We start from the raw sequence: 18,398 nt of genomic DNA on the forward strand, positions 1-18,398 counted from the left end.
GGAGGCGGTCCGGCAGGGGCGTGGACGCCTGACGTCACGGCCGCGGACGGCGCCCCTCCGGCTCCGCTCGGGTAAGCCGGGCCGCGCAGCGGTCCGCTTGCCGCGCTCCGATGCCCGGTGGGTTCCGGCCGGACCCGTGGCGCGGTTGCGCGCTCACCCCCGGGGCCGTGCCGTTGCGCGGTGCCGATCCGGGGTGGAAGGCTGGAAAGCGGCAGCGGCTCGGCGCGCGCCCGGGGACCAGCCGGTTCACGGCGTGCGGCCACCGTGCCGCGCGTGCCGACGGCTCGCCGTTCGCTGGGGCGGCATCCGGCCGTCCTCACCCTCTGGAGGTAGTCGTGGACAACGCCGACGGTTGGGGGGATGACGTCTACCAGCCCGATCCCTCGGAGATCCGGGAGGACTCGGGGGTGCTCGACGTCGAGGACACTCTGGACTTCGACGGCGTCGCCGACCCCCTCGACCGCGGCTGGTCCCCTCCCGAGCGACCGTGGGCGGTGGAACACGTCGGTGTGACGGCGGCCGAACGCCAGGCGGGTGAGACCCTCGACCAGCGGCTCGCCGAAGAGCTGCCCGATCTCTCCGCGCCCGACGGGGACGGTATCGGGGACTGCGAGGGCACCGACGGGGAACCCCTCGACAATGAGGTCGGCAACTTCCGGTCCGGGCGGCTGGTGGCACCCGACGAGGGCGCGCACGAGGACGACGAGGCCGCGCTCGTCGCCACCGACGTCGGCATCGACGGGGCCGCCGCCTCCGCCGAGGAGGCCGCGGTGCACATCGTCGACGAGGACGCCCTCCCCGGCTGAGCCGGACAGTCCGGACGCCTCCGGCCCGACCTCCCGTTGCGAGGAGCCGCCATGCAGCAGGACAAGCACCCCGACTACCACCCCGTTGTCTTCCGTGACCGCGCCGCAGGGTACGCCTTCCTGACGAGGTCCACCGCCCGGAGCGAGCAGACCATCGAGTGGGACGACGGCCAGAGCTACCCGGTGATCGACGTGGAGATCTCCTCGGAGAGCCACCCCTTCTACACCGGCAAGGCGCGTACGGTCGACACCGAGGGCCGCATCGCCCGCTTCGAGCGCCGGTACGGCACGGCGGACGCGGGCGAGCCGGGCTGATCCGGCGATCTCCGCCGGACCGCGGGCCACCGCCGAGGAACCCGCCTGCGCATGACCCGGGCCGGAGGACGGCTGCGAACCTCCGTCCCGCCCCGATGTCCTGGCCCGGACGCGGCGCGCCCGCCCCGGCTCCGCCCGATCGTGAGCCGGTGCCGTCGGCCTGGTCAGATCACATTGAGGGCCGCGGCGCAGCCGACCCCGCCGAGCAGCATGAACGCCGGCATCAGCACTTTGAGCTCGATCCAGCTGCCCGCCCGGAACCGCATCGCCTTCGGCGGCCCCACCGGGTACCAGCGCTTGCGGCCCACCGGGATCGGCCACAGGATCGGGCAGCCGGACACGGTCAGCGCGTCCCCGATGTCGTGCACCAGCGCGCCGAGCACGACCGGCAGCCCCAGCCACAGGTACTCCTGCCCCGGCGCGGTGAACAGCCAGTCGGAACCATGGCCCGGCTTGTCCAGCACTCCGGCCAGGATCCACGCGCTGGTCGCCGCCAGCAGCCAGACCAGGACATCGCTGCTGGAGCCGCGTGCCGCCCGCCACAGCAGACCTTCGATCGCCAGCACCATGTGCACGAAGAGGACCGCCAGCACTCCCCAGCGGTCCCCGGTGATCGCCACGGCGGAGCAGCCCGCGCCGATCAGGACGGCCCACACCCAGGTGTGCGTCAGCGTGCGGTGTCCGCCGGAGCGGCGCGGGTCGCCCTGCTTCCTGGTCGCCTTGTAGACGGTGTACGAGAGTTTGTCCACGATCTCGCAGAGCCCGCGGGAGACCGGCCCGAAGGCCCGGGAGATGGTGGCCGCCTTGTGGTCGAGGTCCGGGGCGAGCGCGGCTCCGGCGCTGATCAGGGCGCCGCAGAGGAGGACCGGCCAGGGCATGGGGTGTCCGGCCGCCGCCGTGGCGGCTCCCACCCCCAGCCAGGCAGCGGCCCCCGACAGTGAGTGTGCTGGTCCCATCATGGCCGCTTCCCGCCCCATTCCTCATGTCGCGCTGCCCAGTTGACCTGGTGCGCTGACGCCTCGCCGGCCACACAGCGTAGCTTCCATGATCTTCACACCCGCAGCCGATTCCCCGCTCGGGCGGTGGGCCAGGCAAGATGGGGGCGTGACCCTCATCGATCAGCTGCCGCCGACCGCCGACCCCGACGCCCTGTACGAGGCCTTCGAGTCCTGGGCTCAGGAGCGCGGCCTCACCCTCTATCCCCACCAGGAGGAGGCGCTGATCGAGGTGGTCTCCGGGGCGAACGTGATCGTGTCGACGCCCACCGGATCCGGCAAGAGCATGATCGCCGCAGGCGCGCACTTCGCCGCGCTGGCCCGGGACGAGGTCACCTTCTACACGGCACCGATCAAGGCCCTGGTGTCGGAGAAGTTCTTCGAGCTGTGCAAGCTCTTCGGCACCGAGAACGTCGGCATGCTCACCGGCGACGCATCCGTGAACGCCGACGCGCCGGTTATCTGCTGCACCGCCGAGGTGCTGGCGTCGATCGCGCTGCGGGACGGCAAGGACGCGGACGTCGGCCAGGTCGTCATGGACGAGTTCCACTTCTACGCCGAGGGGGACCGCGGCTGGGCCTGGCAGATCCCGTTGCTGGAACTGCCGCAGGCACAGTTCATCCTGATGTCGGCCACTTTGGGCGATGTGTCCTTCTTCGAGAAGGACCTCACCCGCCGCACCGGCCGCCCCACCTCGGTGGTCCGCTCCGCCACCCGTCCGGTGCCTCTGTCCTACGAGTACAAGCTGACCCCGCTCACCGAGACGCTCACCGACCTGTTGGAGAGCAAGCAGGCCCCGGTGTACATCGTGCACTTCACGCAGGCGCAGGCCGTCGAGCGGGCGCAGGCGCTGATGAGCATCAACATGTGCTCGCGCGAGGAGAAGGATCAGATCGCCGAGCTGATCGGCAACTTCCGCTTCACCACCAAGTTCGGCCGCAACCTCTCCCGTTACGTACGGCACGGCATCGGCGTGCACCACGCCGGCATGCTGCCCAAGTACCGGCGCCTGGTGGAGAAGCTCGCCCAGGCCGGACTGCTGAAGGTCATCTGCGGCACGGACACGCTCGGCGTGGGCGTCAACGTGCCGATCCGCACGGTGCTGTTCACAGCGCTGACCAAGTACGATGGCAGCCGGGTGCGCACCCTGCGGGCCCGGGAGTTCCACCAGATCGCGGGCCGGGCCGGCCGGGCCGGTTTCGACACTGCCGGGTTCGTGGTCGCGCAGGCGCCGGAACACGTCATCGAGAACGAGAAGGCGCTGGCGAAGGCGGGCGACGACCCGAAGAAGCGGCGCAAGGTGGTGCGCAAGAAGGCGCCGGAGGGCTTCGTCGGCTGGACGGAGAACACCTTCCAGAAGCTGATCGAGTCGGAACCGGAGCCGCTGACCTCGCGTTTCCGGGTGACGCACACAATGCTGCTGTCGGTGATCGCCCGTCCGGGCAACGCGTTCGAAGCGATGCGCCACCTCCTGGAGGACAACCACGAGCCGCGCAAGCAGCAGCTGCGGCACATCCGCCGGGCCATCGCGATCTACCGCTCGCTGCTCGACGGCGGAATCGTCGAAAAGCTCGACAAGCCCGATGCCGAGGGCCGGATCGTCCGGCTCACGGTCGACCTCCAGCAGGACTTCGCGCTGAACCAGCCGCTGTCCACGTTCGCCCTGGCGGCGTTCGAACTCCTCGATCCCGAGTCGCCGTCGTACGCCCTCGACATGGTCTCCGTGGTCGAGTCCACCCTGGACGACCCGCGGCAGATCCTCGTCGCCCAGCAGAACAAGGCGCGCGGTGAGGCCGTGGCCGCGATGAAGGCGGACGGGGTCGAGTACGAGGAGCGCATGGAGCGGCTGCAGGACATCACGTACCCGAAACCGCTGGAAGAGCTGCTCTTCCACGCCTACAACACCTACCGCAAGAGCCACCCGTGGGTCGGCGACCACCCGCTGTCGCCTAAGTCGGTGGTCCGGGACATGTACGAGCGGGCGTTGTCCTTCACGGAGCTGGTGTCCTTCTACGAGCTGGCCCGCACCGAGGGCATCGTGCTGCGTTACCTCGCCAGCGCCTACAAGACGCTGGACCACACCATCCCGGACGACCTGAAGTCCGAGGATCTGCAGGACCTGATCGAGTGGCTGGGCGAGATGGTGCGCCAGGTGGACTCCAGCCTGCTGGACGAGTGGGAGCAGCTCGCCAACCCGGAGGAGATGACCGCCGAGGAGGCCCAGGAGAAGGCCGACGAGGTCAAGCCGGTCACGACCAACGCCCGCGCCTTCCGGGTCCTCGTCCGCAACGCCATGTTCCGCCGCGTGGAGCTGGCCGCCCTGGACCAGGTCGAGGAACTGGGCGAGCTGGACGCCGAGTCCGGCTGGGACGCCGACGCGTGGGGCGAGGCGATGGACAAGTACTGGGACGAGTACGACGACCTCGGCACCGGCCCCGACGCCCGCGGCCCCAAGCTCCTTGTCATCAAGGAGGAGCCGGAGAACGGGCTCTGGCGCGTCCGTCAGATCTTCGACGACCCGAACGGTGACCACGACTGGGGCATCAGCGCGGAGATCGACCTCACGGCCTCCGACGCCGAGGGCCGTGCGGTAGTCCGTGTCACCGACGTCGGCCAGCTGTGAGCCGTTCGCGGCCAGTGGCAAGCCAAGGAGAAACCCATCGATGACGAATCCGGCCGAGAGACTGGTCGACCTGCTCGACCTGGAGCAGATAGAGGTCAACATCTTCCGTGGCCGCAGCCCGCAGGAATCCCTCCAGCGGGTCTTCGGCGGCCAGGTGGCCGGCCAGGCGCTGGTCGCCGCCGGCCGCACCACGGACGGCGACCGCCCGGTGCACTCACTGCACGCGTACTTCCTGCGTCCCGGCCGGCCGGGCGTGCCGATCGTGTACCAGGTGGAGCGGGTCCGTGACGGGCGTTCCTTCACGACGCGCCGGGTCACGGCCGTGCAGCAGGGCCGCACGATCTTCAATCTGACCGCCTCCTTTCACAAGCCTGAGGAAGGACCTTTCGAGCACCAGTTGCCGCCGGCCCGTGAGGTGCCGCACCCGGAGTCGCTGCCGACGGTCTCGGAGGAGATCCGCAAGCATCTGGGCACGCTGCCGGAGCAGTTGGAACGGATGGCGCGCCGTCAGCCCTTCGACATCCGCTACGTCGACCGGCTGCGCTGGAACGCCGAGGAGATCAAGGGGGCCGAGCCGCGCAGCGCCGTGTGGATGCGCGCGGTGGGGCCGCTGGGCGACGACCCCCTGGTGCACACGTGCGCGCTGACCTATGCCAGTGACATGACCCTCCTGGACGCGGTCCGCATCCCGGTGGAGCCGCTGTGGGGTCCGCGCAACTTCGACTTGGCCTCGCTGGACCACGCCATGTGGTTCCACCGGCCCTTCCGCGCGGACGAGTGGTTCCTCTACGACCAGGAGTCCCCGATCGCCATCGGCGGGCGTGGGCTGGCGCGCGGGCGCATCTACGACCTGGAGGGACGACTGCTCGTATCGGTCGTCCAGGAAGGTCTGTTCCGGGCGCTGTAGCCCCCGCGACCAGGGGCCCGCCGTGAGGCGTTCACACCCGCGCGGCCCCTGTGCGTCGTGGGCTTCTCCGCCGGAGCCAGGCCCGCAGACCGCGGGGCGACCGCCGCGGACCGGGCTGTGCCGTCCCGTGACCCCGTGGTGCGGTCGGCGCCGCCGGCCTGCTGGCGGACATCGGCTCGGGAGGCCGTACCACCGGCTCACAAGACCGCGCCGTCGACCACGTGGGCCGTGTCCACGGCTCCTCGGCCCACGCGGCCGGCTCTGGGAGTCGTTGCGTCGACTCCGGGGAGAAGCCGTCCGGTCCCGGTGACGACGCCGCCGGCTTCGGGAACCTCGATGTCTCTTCCGCGGGCCCCGTCACCGTACGGGCCATCGGCGGGATGGGCCGTGGAGCCGTGCGGATCACCGGCGGGAGGGGGCGGGCGGCCGGTCGCGCGACGGATGAGACGCTGCGGGCCTCCTCGGCCAGGCGCGCCAGCTCGCTGCGCAGCCAGCCGATCTCGTCCGCGTCCTGCGCCGTCGTGATCTGCTCGGTCGCGTGTGTGACCGGTGATCCGGGAACGCCGTGCCCGGCCGGCATGGGCCGGAACCGGTTCAGCTGCGCCCGCTCGTACGGGTCCCTGACGATGTCCGCGACGTCGACGGGCGTGAGGAAGGCGGCCACGGCCGCGGCTCGGGCCCAGGGATCCTCGGCCCGCCGGAGCAGGAGTCCCAGATGGCGTCCGCGCCAGTTGCGTGCCCGCAGGTCCACGCCGGCCGTCAACTGGCCGCGCAGCGTCTCGGGCGTACGCCCCTTGAGCAAGCGCGCGTTCTCCGGTTCGGCCGCGAACTGGCGTAGTTCCTCCGCCAGGTAGAGCCAGACCACGGCGCGGTAGCGGTTGAGGTAGAACGCGGCGGGCACGAGCAGGCCCAGCCGGGCGAGCCGGGTGAACCTGCCGGCCGGGATCTCCATGAGGGCTGCCCCTTCGGCCGTCCCCACGACCCGCACCCGGTCCAGGAGGGACTCGGGGAAGCCGTCCTGGGCGCGGACGCGCTCGATCTCCGCGCGTTCCACGCGGCGACCCCCTCCCCCGCCCTCGTCGGGCACGGTGCGGATGCAGCCGAGCTGCACGGCACGGTCGAAATCACCTGGCTTGAGCCCCAGTTCGCGGGCTGCATGGCTCGGCTTGCAGGTGTGGGGGCGGGTGGGATCGAAAAGGTCGGCCGACATGGTCGTGCTCCCCCGTGGAGTCGTTGGCTCACGCCCTGTGCGTTCGCCGTGCACTCACCGTAGCCGGTTTCGCCGTGGCTCGTTCCGGGCCTGTGGATAACTCCACGGGGGCAGGAAAAACCGCAGGTCAGGCGTCCGCCTTGCGTGTTCGCTCGGGTTGCCTGGCATCGATGCCGAGGTGTTCGCCGACCCGATTGACGAGCAGGGTCATCTCGTAGGCGATCTGACCGATGTCGGCCTCCGCCCCGGTGAGCACGCACAGACAGCTGCCGGCGCCGGCCGCGGTCACGAACAGCACGGCATCGTCGTACTCGATCATCGTCTGGCGCACCCTGCCCGCGCCGAAGTGCCGTCCCGAGCCCTTGGCCAGGCTGTGCAGTCCGGACGCCACGGCGGCCAGATGCTCGGCGTCCTCACGGCGTAGGCCCGTGCTCGCCGCGGTGACCAGCCCGTCGTTCGACAGGACCAGCGAGTGGCGGACGTGGTCCACCCGCTCGGTCAGATCGTCCAGGAGCCAGCCGAGGCCCTGGTTCTGCGCCATGTCCCTCTCCCCGTGTGATGTCTCCCCCTGGCTGGAGGAACTCTCCGCCAGCCTTCCCCACGACCGGCGTGCGGGCAAGCAGGATGGGCGCATGGCAGAGAAGATGACCGATGAGGAATGGCGGGCGTTCGTCTCGGACGGCACCCGCACCGGCAAACTGTCCACCGTTCGCGCCGACGGGAGCCCCCATGTGGCCCCGGTCTGGTTTCTCCTCGACGGAGACGACCTGGTGCTCACCACCGGCAAGGACACCGTGAAGGGGCGCAATCTGACCCGTGACGGCCGGGTCGCCCTGTGCGTGGACGACGAGCGTCCGCCGTTCCACTTCGTGGTGCTGAACGGCGAGGCGGAGGTGTCGGAGGATCTGGCCGAACTCCGTCAGTGGGCCACGCGGATCGCTGCCCGTTACGTGGGCGAGGACGACGCCGAGGAGTACGGCGCCCGCAATGGCGTTCCGGGCGAACTCCTGGTGCGTGTCAGCATCGACAACGTGGTGGCGGTACGGGATCTCGCGGCCTGAGCCGCAAGAGCGGGCTGTGCGGTCACGGCGGTGACCGGCGGCGTCGGCGGAGGCCGGGGGGCGGTGCGGGATCATGCGGAGCATGAGCGACGACCACACACATGTCCAGGAATTCTTCACCGCCCGGGCCGCCGACTGGGACAGCCGCTTCCCGGATGACGGCCCTGCCTACGCGGCAGCCGTCGCCGAACTCGGATTGCGCGAGGGGGACCGTGTTCTGGACGCGGGCTGCGGCACGGGGCGGGCCCTGCCGCCGCTGCGGGCCGCCGTCGGCCCCTCCGGCGTGGTGCTGGGGGCCGATCTGACCCCGGCGATGCTCCAGGCCGCCGTACGGGCCGGCCGGCACCGCGCGGGACGGCTGCTGTTCGCGGACGTCGCCGCGTTGCCGCTGCGTTCGGGTTGCCTGGACGCCGTGTTCGCGGCCGGCCTGATCGCCCATCTGCCGCATCCGGCGGAGAACCTGCGGGAACTGGCCCGCGGGGTGCGACGGGGAGGGGTGCTCGGGCTCTTCCATCCGATCGGCCGCGCCGCCCTGGCAGCACGCCAGGGCCGTCGGATCACGCCAGACGACCTGCGGGCCGAGGCCAATCTCCGGCCGTTGCTGGCTCGTTCGGGCTGGCGCATGACGTCGTACGTGGACGAGGACGCCCGTTTCCTCGCGCTCGCGGTGCGCGAGGACTGACCGCCGCGCCGGATCAGGCCGTTCCGGCGACGGCTGCCGCGAAGGCGCCGGGGTTGTCGAACATGACGTTGTGTCCGGCGCCGGACACCGTCACCACGCGGACCCCGGCGGCTTCCAGGCTCTCGCGGCCCGCGAGTTCGCCGCCGGCCTCGCCCTGGAGGAAGATCCGGTCGACGGACAGTCCCGCCAGGAGCGTGCGCATCACAGGGCTGGAGCCCCGGCACAGACCGACAGCGCTGCGGTGCAGGGCGCGCGGATCGGTCAGCCGCATGGTGGCCGCCCACAGCGGGCCGACCGCGTCCAGCACGCGCGCGTACCCCTCCTCGACGAACTCCCCCTCTTCATAGGCGGCGATAGCATTGCTGGCGGCGGTCGACGGCGGAAAGGCGTCCAGGTTGGCCTCTGTCAGCACCAGCCGGGAGACGAGGTCGGGCCGCCGGTGGGCAAGGACGATGGCCACGGCACCGCCCATACTGTGCGCGATCAGTTCGGCGCTCGTGACTCCGGCCGTGTCCAGGGCGACCCCGACCGCGTGGGCGTGGTCGTCCAGGGTGTAGCCGAAGTCGTGGGGGCGGTCGCTCGTGCCGTGCCCAGGCAGATCCACGAACAGGCTGCGTCTGCCGGTCAGTTCCGGCCGGGCGGCGATGTGGGCGTGGTAGACGGCGGACATGGATCCGAGTCCGTGCAGAAACACCCGGGCGGGCTCCGCCCCAGGCACTTCCGTCCACCGGATGTGGCTGCCCTTGCTGTCGAACGCGGCCTGGCGCATGTGCCCCTCCCTGTGCTGCAACAACACCGCACAATACTTCGTCAACGAGGTATGCCGTCAAGGTCGTACTGGAAGGGCGATATACCACTGCGGGAGAATGCGGGCATGCTCGAACTCGCCATCCTGGGATTCCTGTACGACGCGCCGCTGCACGGATATGTCCTGCGCCGACACATCGCCGCGCTCACCGGTCATGTGCGCCCGGTCGCGGAGAGCACGTTGTACCCGGCGATCAAACGGCTGGAGAAGGCGGGCCTGCTGGTACGGGCCACCGAGCCCGGTGCCGTCGCGGCGCCGCGCCATGTGCTGACGCTGACCGAGCAGGGCGGGCGCGAGCTGATGCGCCGGCTCGCCGAGCCCGCCCAGCGGGAGATCACCGACGAGAACCACTGGTTCACGCTGCTGGCGTTCCTGCGGCACTTGGCGGACCCCGCCGCGCAGGCGGCCGTGCTGCGACGCCGGCTGGCCTTCCTGGAGGAGCCGGCGAGCTTCTTCTACGACGGCGACCGGCCGCTGAGCGCCGAGGAACTGGACGACCCCTTCCGGCGGGGCGTCCTCACCATCGCGCGTGCCACGAGCCGGGCGGAACTGGCCTGGCTGCGGGACACCCTCGCATCACTCGACGGGGTCGGCCGCTGACGTGTCCCGGTGCCGCACCGGGCAGCCGCGCAGCCCGGGAACCGGACGGGTTCCCAGGTCGGCCACGCGGTAGCCGTCGGGGTAGCCCTTGATCTCCCAGTTCTGACGCGCGAAGTGCGGGCTGCGGCGCGGTGGCAGGAGCCGGACCAGCCGACCGCGCGTCCATACGGCCCGGCGCACCAGCGCGGTGGCCGCCGCGCCGGGTTTCGGATAGTGGAAGGCGCGCAGCAGCGGCTCGTCGAGCAGGGCGAGTGTCACCGTGCGCAGCAGCGGGGCCAGGGGGCGGGGGTACCAGGAGACCATCAGGGCGAGCGTGGCGTCGGAGACCCGCCGGGCCTCCTCGTCCCAGCCGAAGTGGGCCTCTTCGTAGGAGTCGAGAAGGGCTTCGAACTCGTCGTAGGTCCGGGGGATGTCCGGGATGCCCATGTGCCGGCCGAGGGTGCGATAGTACTCGGTGGTGGCGATGATCTCGTGGCGGGACAACCGTCGCCAGCCGTAGGTGTCGATCCAGCGCCTGGGCACCACCACGAAGGTGCTCAGTACATACCGCATGTCGTCGTCGCTGATGTCGTAACTGCGGTGCATCTGGTTGATGCGGCGGATCGCCGTACGCCCCTGCTCCGCGGTGAAGCCGTGCTCCAGGACGGCGTCGAGGAGGAGCGACGTGTCGTCGTACCGCTTCTGCGTGCGCTCGGTCAGCTCCGCCGTCCGCGCGAGCAGCCGGCCGATGCTCGGTACCGCGTAGGTGCGGTACAGGGCCAGTTCCAGGGCGCGCGTGTAGTCCCAGGGGAACTCCAGGGAGACGCTGATCCGGTAGATCTCCGGCGCGTCCGCCACCGGGTCCAGCCGACGGATCCGCTCCAGATGTTCGAACCGCTTCACCGTGTCGTCCCCTTCTGCCACCGGAACTCCAACTCTACGTTGCGGACCGGCAGATGGGCGATCAGCACTGACTGGTTCGGGGAGAGGGTGGTCCAGGTGTTCGACGCGATCCGCGGGTACGCCGGCAGGTTCCGTGCCCCCTCGCAGGCGCGGGCCGGCGTCCGGGAAAAGGGCGCGCACGACTTGTTCGAGGCGGCGGCCGTCTATGCGGCCGCTCGGGCGGAGGGTGACGAGGACCGGATCGAGGAGGCGGCGGCGTGGGTGTCACCGGAGGCGCTGTCCTTCGGGGTGAGCGAGCCGGCCTACCGGGCGGTCATGGCACCGACCTGGTCGGGGAACTCGCTGCCAGTCCCCGGTAACCCTCGTCGGCCTCGGCTTTCACGCTGGGCTGCAGGCGGAACTGCCCGGCGATGCCCTCGGTGCGCACACAGGTCTGGTCGTGCATCCGGCCGGGACGCATCGCGCCGGACCACAGGGGGCGGGCCTGGTGATCACTGATCTTGGTGGCCTTGGTGGCGTTCTGCCTGCGCTTGCCGGAGACGAAGGCCCGCCTGCCGAGCCTGTGGGCCCTGGAGCGCCGGACTTTGGTCCCGGTGCCGTCATGCGCAGGGTGAAGTTCTCGGCGGCGGCGTAGGCGAAAGCGTCCTCCAGGATGTGCAGTAGCGGGCCGGACCGGTCGGGGGTGGCGAATCCCCGCTCCGCCAGGAGCGGGCGGATTTCGCTGGTGGCGCGGCCGAGAGTGGAGGAGCCCTCCTCGTACACCACGCCGGGGGCCTCGTGGGTGAGGACGGTGCGCAGGTGAACCAGGGTGGCCAGCAGCCGGTCGGCGAGGACCAGTTCGTACTTCGGCCCGGCCCCGGCCTGCCGTCGGCGGGCGCCCCGGCGCCGCTCGTGCCGCGCGGACGCGCAGCGCGCTTCCCAGCGTGGCGCGAGTTCTTCGATCAACTCGCCGAGGTGTGGGCGCGGGACGCCACAGAAGGCAGGAGGGGCCACGCCCGCGCGGGCCTGCTTGATCTTCACGGATCAAGAACCCGCCTGGCCATCGTCATGTCACGGCCTGCCCGGGAGGCTGGTCAGACCCGGTCCAGGGGTCGGTGCGGACCGCTGGGAAGTTCCACGTCGATCGTGTCGCCAGGGCGCACCACGCCGCCTTCCCTCACGATGCTCATGATTCCGGCTTTGCGCACGATGTTCCCCGCCTCGTCGCGGCCGACGACCTGCTTCAGCAGCCCCTCCTGGAAGTTGTCGATCTGCCGGCAGGGATTGCGGAGGCCGGTGACTTCCAGGACCGCGGAGTCGCCGACGCGCAGCAATGTGCCGACCGGCAGACCGAGCAGATCGATGCCGCGCGTGGTGATGTTCTCGCCGAGTTCGCCGGGCGCCACCTTGAACCCTTCTTCGCCGACCTCGGCGAAGAGCTCTTCATGAATGAGGTGGACCTGGCGCAGATTCGGCTGAGTGGGATCCTGCGCGACGCGCGAGCGGTGCTTGACCGTCACACCAGCGTGAACGTCCCCCTCCACACCAAGCCCAGCCAGCAATCTGATGCTGTCCCGGTTCGGCTTGGTGAACGAATACTCCCCGTTGCTGCTGACCGCCGTCACTCTCCCGCTCATACCTCGGAACCCCCTCGTCGGTAACCGTGATCAGCCACGAGCCTAGCCCTCGCCCCCTCAAGGCACAGCATCCACGATCAATCGCGGGTGGGGTCGTAAGCGGAACTCTCGCCTCCCGGTGTGATCATTTCGTCCCTTTCCGGCTGGAAACCCGCAGCTCCGCGTGGTGCCCGGAGCCGTGACAACCGGCTTGCGCTCGCACTAGGGTGCGCGCCGACGGACCAACCACTGGGGAGGCAGGGATGGCCGGGACGGACGATATGGCCGTCGCCGCCGCGGACGACGCGCTGTATGTGCTGACGGCGGTGCTGCTGACGCCGGCGCAGTTCCCGAGCGTGCTGGGCGACGACTACCCGGCGGCGTGCGCGGTGCTGGGCCTGCCGCCGCTCGCCGACGGGTACGGCCTGGTGCTGGGCCAGGACGAGGACGGCGCTCGCTGGACGGTCGTCATCGACGACGTCGCGCTGGTCGCCGTGGCCATCGCGTCCTGGGACTGCGGCATGGAATACGAGCTGTCGCCGGACGAAGGCTCGGTCGTGACCGCCCTGCCGGGCTGGCCCCTGGCCGTCGCCGTCGCCGCGCCCGGGGTTCCCGCGCCGCACGATCCCCCCGCCGAGAGAGCGGGCCGGCCGGCGCTGAGCCCGCCGGACACCGGCTCCTGGGGGCCCGCCCAACGCCGTCTGGGCGCCGACGAGATCGCGCTGCAATGGGCCGCTTGGCGGGGGCAGATCGACGACGCCGACTTCCGTGCGCCCGGCCCACCGACCAAGGACGCGTCATCCGCCCGGGACGGCGAGGAGGGCCCCGCGCGCGGCGGCCACGCGGGGGTCCGCCGGGTGCTCGCGGAAGCGCGTGCCTACGTCGATTCCCCACCGCCGCTCGGACGCGTGCGGTCGTCCTTCGCCCCGGGTGACGCCCGTACGCTGCGTGCGGACGGCCCCGGCTGGTCGCTCGTGGCCCGCACCGACGACATCGCGTTCGTCCTGCTCGATGACGAGCCCGGCGAGGTCCATCCGGTGGGCCGGGGCCCCGAACTGCCGGGCCTGCTGGCAGCTCTCGACAAGTTGGCCGTACGTCCGCTGTGAGGCTCGGCAGCCGTACGCCACCCGCCGGTCCCGGCAGTACCCGCCCCCGCACGCCGGCGCGGTCCCCTGTGGACCCGGCCGACCGCTACGGTCACCTCGCCCGCCGACCGCCTGTCGCGCGCCGCCACCTCAGCGGCCGAGTTCCTTACGGGCCACCCGGCGGACCCTGCGCCGCTGCGAGGGGTCCAGGGCGAGGTATGCCACCACCGGCACTCCGACCACGATCAGGAACGCCACCCACCAGGGCAGCCATATCAGCAGGATCAGCCCGACCGCCACGCCCCCTACGGCGATCTTCGCGTTCTTGGACATGAGCGTCGCCTCCTTCGCGGCCGCTGCCGCACTCTGCTCTGGAAAACGACATCCCGCTCCCGGCAGTTCCGGCCCCGGACCCTGACTCATCCCTGAGACACGCCCCTGATGGCTCTCCGGGGAACCGGTCAGGGGCAGGCCCTCACCCGGCCGGCGTTCCCGATCAGCGGAAGTCGCCGGGCCGTTCCGACGAGTTGCGGACGTCGGCCGTTCACCCGCCCGTCGTGCGGTGTTCCTCCAGGAGCCCAATCGTGGCCGCCGTCAACGATCTTGCTCCCAGGAGGCCCGATGTCCCCGACCGCCGCACGTCGCCGCGTTCACCGTCCCGTCGCCACGGGCCTGCCCCTGGCCTTGGCCGCCGTCCTCGTGGCTACGGGAACGGCCACGGCGGCGCCGGCCAAGGAGGCCCGTGTCGTGCACACGGCGACGCTCGGTGAGATCCCGCTCGGCGCGTTCAGCAACGCGCTGCTGCCGGGAAGTGTGGCCGACGACCACGGGGTGCGGCTCGGCGGCATCGGCAGCGACATCTACCCGGCGGGCCGCAAGGGCGAGTACTGGACGGTGACCGACCGCGGGCCCAACGGCCAGATCAAGGTGGACGGCAAGAAGCGCCGTACCTTCCCGGTGCCGGGCTTCGACCCCGCGATCGTGAGAATCCGGGTCTCCAAGGACACCGTCGAGGTCATCGACGCGATACCGCTCACCACCTCCTCGGGGAAGGCCGTCACCGGGCTGCCCGACCAGCGGGGCCGGGACGAGGCGCCGTACACCTACGACGCGAGGACGCCGCTTCCCTACCATCCGAACGGCCTGGACACCGAGGGCATCGTACGAGCCGGGGACGGCACCTTCTGGCTCGTGGACGAGTACGGGCCGTCCCTCGTGCACGTCTCCGCGCGCGGCAGGGTGCTCGCCCGCTATGTGCCCGAGGGGCTGGCCCTGACCGGTACGGACTACCCGGTGGTGGAGGCGCTGCCGTCGGTCCTGCTGCACCGCAAGACCAACCGGGGGTTCGAGGGGCTGGCGCAACTGCCCGGCGGTGACCTCGTGGTGGCCCTGCAGAGCCCGCTCCCCCTGCCGGACGCGGGCGCCGGCGACGCCTCGCGCACCACCCGCCTGCTGCGTTTCTCCCCGCGCGAGAAGGCCGTCACGGCCGAGTACGCCTACCGTTTCGACCCGGTCGGCGTGGTCGACACGGGCGAGGACGACACCTCGGAGCTGAAGATCTCGTCGGTGGTGGCGGTCGGCCGCGACCGGCTGCTCGTCGAGGAACGCACGGACAAGTCGGCCCGGCTGCAGTTGGTCAGGCTGGGGCGCGGGGCGGACATCCTGGGTGGCCCGTGGGACGACGACACCACGTCCCCGACGCTGGAGCAGCTGGACGAGCCGGCGTCCGCGGGCGTACCGGTGCTGTCGAAGCGGCTGGTGGTGGACCTGGGCACGATCGCCGGGGTTCCCGGGAAGATCGAGGGCATCGCGCGCGTGGATGACGACACGCTCGCACTCGTCAACGACAACGACTTCGGGATGACGGACGGGGAGGGCGCGTTCGACGCCCGGGGCCGTCTGGTCGACAGCGGTGTGAAGACGACGGTGGTGTACGTCCGTCTGCCCGAGAAGCTGTGACGGACGCGGGCCGTCCGCGACACCGCAGACGGCCCGCGTCTATCGGCGATCGCCCCTGTGGCAGGGGCGATCGCCGGTACGCGCGCGTGGGCGTCAGCCCCGCGCCCCCAGCAGGTGGTCCATCGCCAGCTGGTCGAGCCGTTCGAAGGCCATGCCGCGCGCGGCGGCCGCGTCCACGTCGAAGTCCTCGAAGGCCGTGCGGTCGGCCAGCAGCTCCTGGACGCCGTCGGCCGCGGTCGGCTGGGCCAGCTCGTCCAGGCGCGACGCGCGCAGCGCCTCCTGCACCTCCGGGTCGGCGCGGAAGGCGGCCGCGCGCTCCTTCAGAATGAGGTAGTTGCGCATGCAGCCCGCGGCCGACGCCCACACGCCGTCGATGTCCTCGGTCCGCGGCGGCTTGAAGTCGAAGTGGCGCGGTCCTTCGTAACCGGCGCTCTCCAGAAGGTCGACCAGCCAGAAGGCGGCCCGCAGGTCACCGGCCCCGAACCGCAGGTCCTGGTCGTACTTGATGCCGGACTGGCCGTTGAGGTCGATGTGGAAGAGCTTGCCCGCCCACAGGGCCTGCGCGATGCCGTGCGGGAAGTTCAGGCCGGCCATCTGCTCGTGGCCGACCTCCGGGTTGACGCCGTACAGCTCGGGCCGCTCCAGGCGCTCGATGAAGGCCAGGGCGTGGCCGACGGTGGGCAGCAGGATGTCGCCCCGGGGCTCGTTCGGCTTGGGCTCGATCGCGAAGCGGAGGTCGTAGCCCTGCGAAGTGACGTACTCGCCGAGCAGGTCGAAGGCCTCCTTCATGCGGTCCAGGGCGGCGCGTACGTCCTTGGCGGCCCCGGACTCGGCGCCCTCGCGACCGCCCCAGGCGACGTACGTCTTCGCGCCCAGTTCGACCGCGAGGTCGATGTTGCGGATGGTCTTGCGAAGGGCGTAGCGGCGCACGTCGCGGTCGTTGGCGGTGAACGCGCCGTCCTTGAAGACGGGGTGGGTGAAGAGGTTCGTGGTGGCCATCGGGACGGTCATGCCGGTGGCGTCCAGCGCCTGCCGGAACCGCTTGATGTGCGACTCCCGCTCGGTGTCCGAAGAGCCGAAGGGGATCAGGTCGTCGTCGTGGAAGGTCACCCCGTGGGCGCCGAGTTCCGCCAGGCGCTGCACCGTCTCGACCGGGTCGAGGGCGGGGCGGGTGGCGTCGCCGAACGGGTCCCTGCCCTGCCAGCCGACGGTCCACAGGCCGAACGTGAACCTGTCCTCGGGGGTGGGCTGGTAGCTCATGGCGCGGCTCCTTGCTGCGTACGAGTATTTCGTCATGGCCGTTTACAAATTAGTATGCGCACACACCGCTGGGAAGAGACAACATGTCTTTCGCCCACCAGATGTCTTCGTCACACAGCGCAGATGCCGCGGAGCCGCGGAAGAGGGAGAGCCCGATGTCAGCAGCCGAGGGTCCGCTCGTCGTCGGAGTGGACACGTCCACCCAGTCCACGAAGGCGCTGGTCGTCGACGCGGCGACCGGGCGGATCGTGGCCAGTGGCCAGGCACCGCACACCGTGACCAACGGGGCGGGCCGGGAGAGCGACCCGCGCCAGTGGTGGGACGCGCTGTGCGCGGCGCTGCGCCAGTGCGGTGAGGCGGCGCGCGAGGCGGCGGCGGTGTCGATCGGCGGCCAGCAGCACGGCCTGGTCACCCTGGACGGACACGGCGATCCGGTACGTCCGGCGCTGCTGTGGAACGATGTCCGCTCCGCTCCGCAGGCCCGCCGTCTCGTCGAGGAGCTGGGCGGGCCGAAGGCCTGGGCGGAGCGCACCGGCAGCGTGCCCGGCGCGTCCTTCACGGCCACCAAGTGGGCCTGGCTCGCCGAGCACGAGCCGGAGGCGGTCCGGGCGACGAAGGCCGTCCGGCTCCCCCACGACTACCTCACCGAGCGCCTGACCGGGCAGGGCACGACCGACCGCGGCGACGCCTCCGGCACCGGCTGGTGGGCATCGGGCACCGAGACGTACGACGAGGACACGCTGGCGCACATCGGCCTGGACCCGGCGCTGCTGCCCCGGGTGGCGCGGCCGGGCGAGGTGGTCGGCACCGTGCGCGACAGCCACGACCTGCCCTTTTCCAAGGGCACGCTGGTGGCCCCGGGCACCGGTGACAACGCCGCGGCGGCGCTGGGTCTCGGCCTGCGGCCCGGCACGCCGGTGCTGAGCCTCGGCACCTCCGGCACGGTCTACGCCGTCTCCGAGCACCGTCCCGCCGACCCGACCGGCACGGTGGCGGGCTTCGCCGACGCGCGCGGGGACTGGCTGCCCCTCGCCTGCACCCTGAACTGCACGCTGGCGGTGGACCGGGTCGCGGCGCTGCTGGGCCTGGACCGGGAGGCGGTCGAACCCGGCGGCTCGGTGACCCTGCTGCCGTACCTGGACGGGGAGCGCACCCCCAACCTGCCGCACGCCTCCGGCCTGCTGCACGGGCTGCGTCACGACACCACCGCGGGCCAACTGCTGCAGGCCGCCTACGACGGCGCGGTGCACGCGCTGCTGGCAGCCCTCGATCTGGTCCTGGACGCGGACGCCGACCGTGACACGCCGCTCCTCCTGATCGGCGGCGGGGCCCGGGGCACCGCCTGGCAGCAGACCGTGCGCCGGCTCTCCGGGCGGCCTGTCCAGGTCCCGCAGGCCAGGGAACTCGTCGCGCTGGGCGCGGCGGCGCAGGCGGCCGGGCTGCTGACCGGCGAGGACCCGGCGGCCGTGGCCCGCCGCTGGAACACGGCCGCGGGCCCGGTGCTGGAGGCCGTGGAGAGGGACCGGCCGACGCTGGAGAGGATCACCGGGGTACTCTCCGACGCGGCCCCGCTGCTGGAGCGGCGGCCGGAAGCCGACTGACCAGGCCGC

General features: G+C 71.4%; 19 protein-coding genes. 10 read left to right on the forward strand and 9 right to left on the reverse strand.

Going from position 1 to position 18,398, the window contains the following annotated elements:
* Positions 1-335 precede the first annotated feature (335 nt).
* Complete coding sequence (locus Srubr_RS03260; RefSeq protein WP_189993479.1) at positions 336-806, forward strand: DUF5709 domain-containing protein; 471 nt, start codon at positions 336-338, stop codon at positions 804-806.
* A gap of 51 nt (positions 807-857) precedes the next feature.
* On the forward strand, positions 858-1,121 hold the full coding sequence (locus tag Srubr_RS03265) for a type B 50S ribosomal protein L31 (protein WP_189993481.1): 264 nt from the start codon (positions 858-860) through the stop codon (positions 1,119-1,121).
* A gap of 164 nt (positions 1,122-1,285) precedes the next feature.
* Here Srubr_RS03265 and Srubr_RS03270 read toward each other — a convergent pair whose 3' ends face one another.
* Entirely contained in the window at positions 1,286-2,080 is a 795-nt protein-coding gene (locus tag Srubr_RS03270; protein ID WP_189993483.1) for a metal-dependent hydrolase, read from the reverse strand.
* 145 nt (positions 2,081-2,225) lie between these two features.
* Between Srubr_RS03270 and Srubr_RS03275 the strand changes: the two genes are divergently transcribed.
* Complete coding sequence (locus Srubr_RS03275; protein WP_189993485.1) at positions 2,226-4,739, forward strand: DEAD/DEAH box helicase; 2,514 nt, start codon at positions 2,226-2,228, stop codon at positions 4,737-4,739.
* 40 nt (positions 4,740-4,779) lie between these two features.
* Complete coding sequence (locus Srubr_RS03280) at positions 4,780-5,646, forward strand: acyl-CoA thioesterase (RefSeq protein WP_189993487.1); 867 nt, start codon at positions 4,780-4,782, stop codon at positions 5,644-5,646.
* A 31-nt stretch (positions 5,647-5,677) separates the two neighbouring features.
* Here Srubr_RS03280 and Srubr_RS41800 read toward each other — a convergent pair whose 3' ends face one another.
* Together Srubr_RS41800 and Srubr_RS03290 are read right to left on the reverse strand one after the other, a co-directional pair.
* Positions 5,678-6,856, reverse strand: a complete 1,179-nt coding sequence (locus Srubr_RS41800) for a DUF6397 family protein (protein WP_373313452.1) — start codon at positions 6,854-6,856, stop codon at positions 5,678-5,680.
* Between the two features lie 127 nt (positions 6,857-6,983).
* Entirely contained in the window at positions 6,984-7,397 is a 414-nt protein-coding gene (locus Srubr_RS03290; RefSeq protein WP_189993488.1) for a roadblock/LC7 domain-containing protein, read from the reverse strand.
* A gap of 91 nt (positions 7,398-7,488) precedes the next feature.
* On the opposite strand from Srubr_RS03290, the gene Srubr_RS03295 reads away from it, so the two are divergent.
* Together Srubr_RS03295 and Srubr_RS03300 are read left to right on the forward strand one after the other, a co-directional pair.
* A complete protein-coding gene (locus Srubr_RS03295) occupies positions 7,489-7,917 on the forward strand; it encodes a PPOX class F420-dependent oxidoreductase (protein ID WP_189993490.1) in 429 nt (142 codons plus the stop codon).
* An 82-nt stretch (positions 7,918-7,999) separates the two neighbouring features.
* Complete coding sequence (locus tag Srubr_RS03300; RefSeq protein WP_189993492.1) at positions 8,000-8,599, forward strand: class I SAM-dependent methyltransferase; 600 nt, start codon at positions 8,000-8,002, stop codon at positions 8,597-8,599.
* Positions 8,600-8,612: 13 nt separating this feature from the next.
* On the opposite strand, the gene Srubr_RS03305 is transcribed toward Srubr_RS03300, so the two are convergent.
* Positions 8,613-9,368 (reverse strand): alpha/beta fold hydrolase, encoded by a 756-nt coding sequence (locus Srubr_RS03305; RefSeq protein WP_189993494.1) that lies wholly within the window; start codon positions 9,366-9,368, stop codon positions 8,613-8,615.
* Positions 9,369-9,473: 105 nt separating this feature from the next.
* Here Srubr_RS03305 and Srubr_RS03310 point away from each other — a divergent pair, with 105 nt between their 5' ends.
* Positions 9,474-10,007 carry a PadR family transcriptional regulator gene (locus tag Srubr_RS03310; protein WP_189993496.1) on the forward strand — a complete coding sequence of 178 codons (534 nt, stop codon included), beginning with the start codon at positions 9,474-9,476 and terminating at the stop codon, positions 10,005-10,007.
* Here Srubr_RS03310 and Srubr_RS03315 read toward each other — a convergent pair.
* The 3 genes from Srubr_RS03315 to Srubr_RS03325 all read right to left on the reverse strand — a co-directional run bounded on the left by Srubr_RS03315 (position 9,984) and on the right by Srubr_RS03325 (position 12,505).
* Positions 9,984-10,889, reverse strand: a complete 906-nt coding sequence (locus Srubr_RS03315) for an oxygenase MpaB family protein (RefSeq protein WP_189993702.1) — start codon at positions 10,887-10,889, stop codon at positions 9,984-9,986. The two genes, Srubr_RS03310 and Srubr_RS03315, sit on opposite strands and share 24 nt — an antisense overlap.
* A 313-nt stretch (positions 10,890-11,202) precedes the next feature.
* Positions 11,203-11,916 (reverse strand): transposase family protein, encoded by a 714-nt coding sequence (locus tag Srubr_RS41805; RefSeq protein ID WP_203854909.1) that lies wholly within the window; start codon positions 11,914-11,916, stop codon positions 11,203-11,205.
* Between the two features lie 46 nt (positions 11,917-11,962).
* Positions 11,963-12,505 carry an MOSC domain-containing protein gene (locus Srubr_RS03325; protein WP_189993498.1) on the reverse strand — a complete coding sequence of 181 codons (543 nt, stop codon included), beginning with the start codon at positions 12,503-12,505 and terminating at the stop codon, positions 11,963-11,965.
* A 242-nt stretch (positions 12,506-12,747) separates the two neighbouring features.
* Between Srubr_RS03325 and Srubr_RS03330 the strand changes: the two genes are divergently transcribed.
* Positions 12,748-13,590, forward strand: coding sequence for a hypothetical protein (locus tag Srubr_RS03330; protein ID WP_189993499.1), 843 nt, complete (start codon positions 12,748-12,750; stop codon positions 13,588-13,590).
* Positions 13,591-13,719: 129 nt separating this feature from the next.
* Here Srubr_RS03330 and Srubr_RS03335 read toward each other — a convergent pair whose 3' ends face one another.
* On the reverse strand, positions 13,720-13,902 hold the full coding sequence (locus tag Srubr_RS03335; protein ID WP_030775282.1) for a hypothetical protein: 183 nt from the start codon (positions 13,900-13,902) through the stop codon (positions 13,720-13,722).
* Positions 13,903-14,190: 288 nt separating this feature from the next.
* On the opposite strand from Srubr_RS03335, the gene Srubr_RS03340 reads away from it, so the two are divergent.
* Positions 14,191-15,528, forward strand: coding sequence for an esterase-like activity of phytase family protein (locus Srubr_RS03340; protein WP_189993501.1), 1,338 nt, complete (start codon positions 14,191-14,193; stop codon positions 15,526-15,528).
* Between the two features lie 93 nt (positions 15,529-15,621).
* On the opposite strand, the gene xylA is transcribed toward Srubr_RS03340, so the two are convergent.
* Complete coding sequence (xylA, locus tag Srubr_RS03345; protein WP_189993503.1) at positions 15,622-16,788, reverse strand: xylose isomerase; 1,167 nt, start codon at positions 16,786-16,788, stop codon at positions 15,622-15,624.
* Between the two features lie 155 nt (positions 16,789-16,943).
* Here xylA and xylB point away from each other — a divergent pair, with 155 nt between their 5' ends.
* Positions 16,944-18,389, forward strand: coding sequence for a xylulokinase (gene xylB, locus Srubr_RS03350; protein WP_189993505.1), 1,446 nt, complete (start codon positions 16,944-16,946; stop codon positions 18,387-18,389).
* Positions 18,390-18,398: the final 9 nt, after the last annotated feature.

The sequence above is a fragment of the Streptomyces rubradiris genome, from assembly GCF_016860525.1.
GTDB classification, from domain to species: domain Bacteria; phylum Actinomycetota; class Actinomycetes; order Streptomycetales; family Streptomycetaceae; genus Streptomyces; species Streptomyces rubradiris.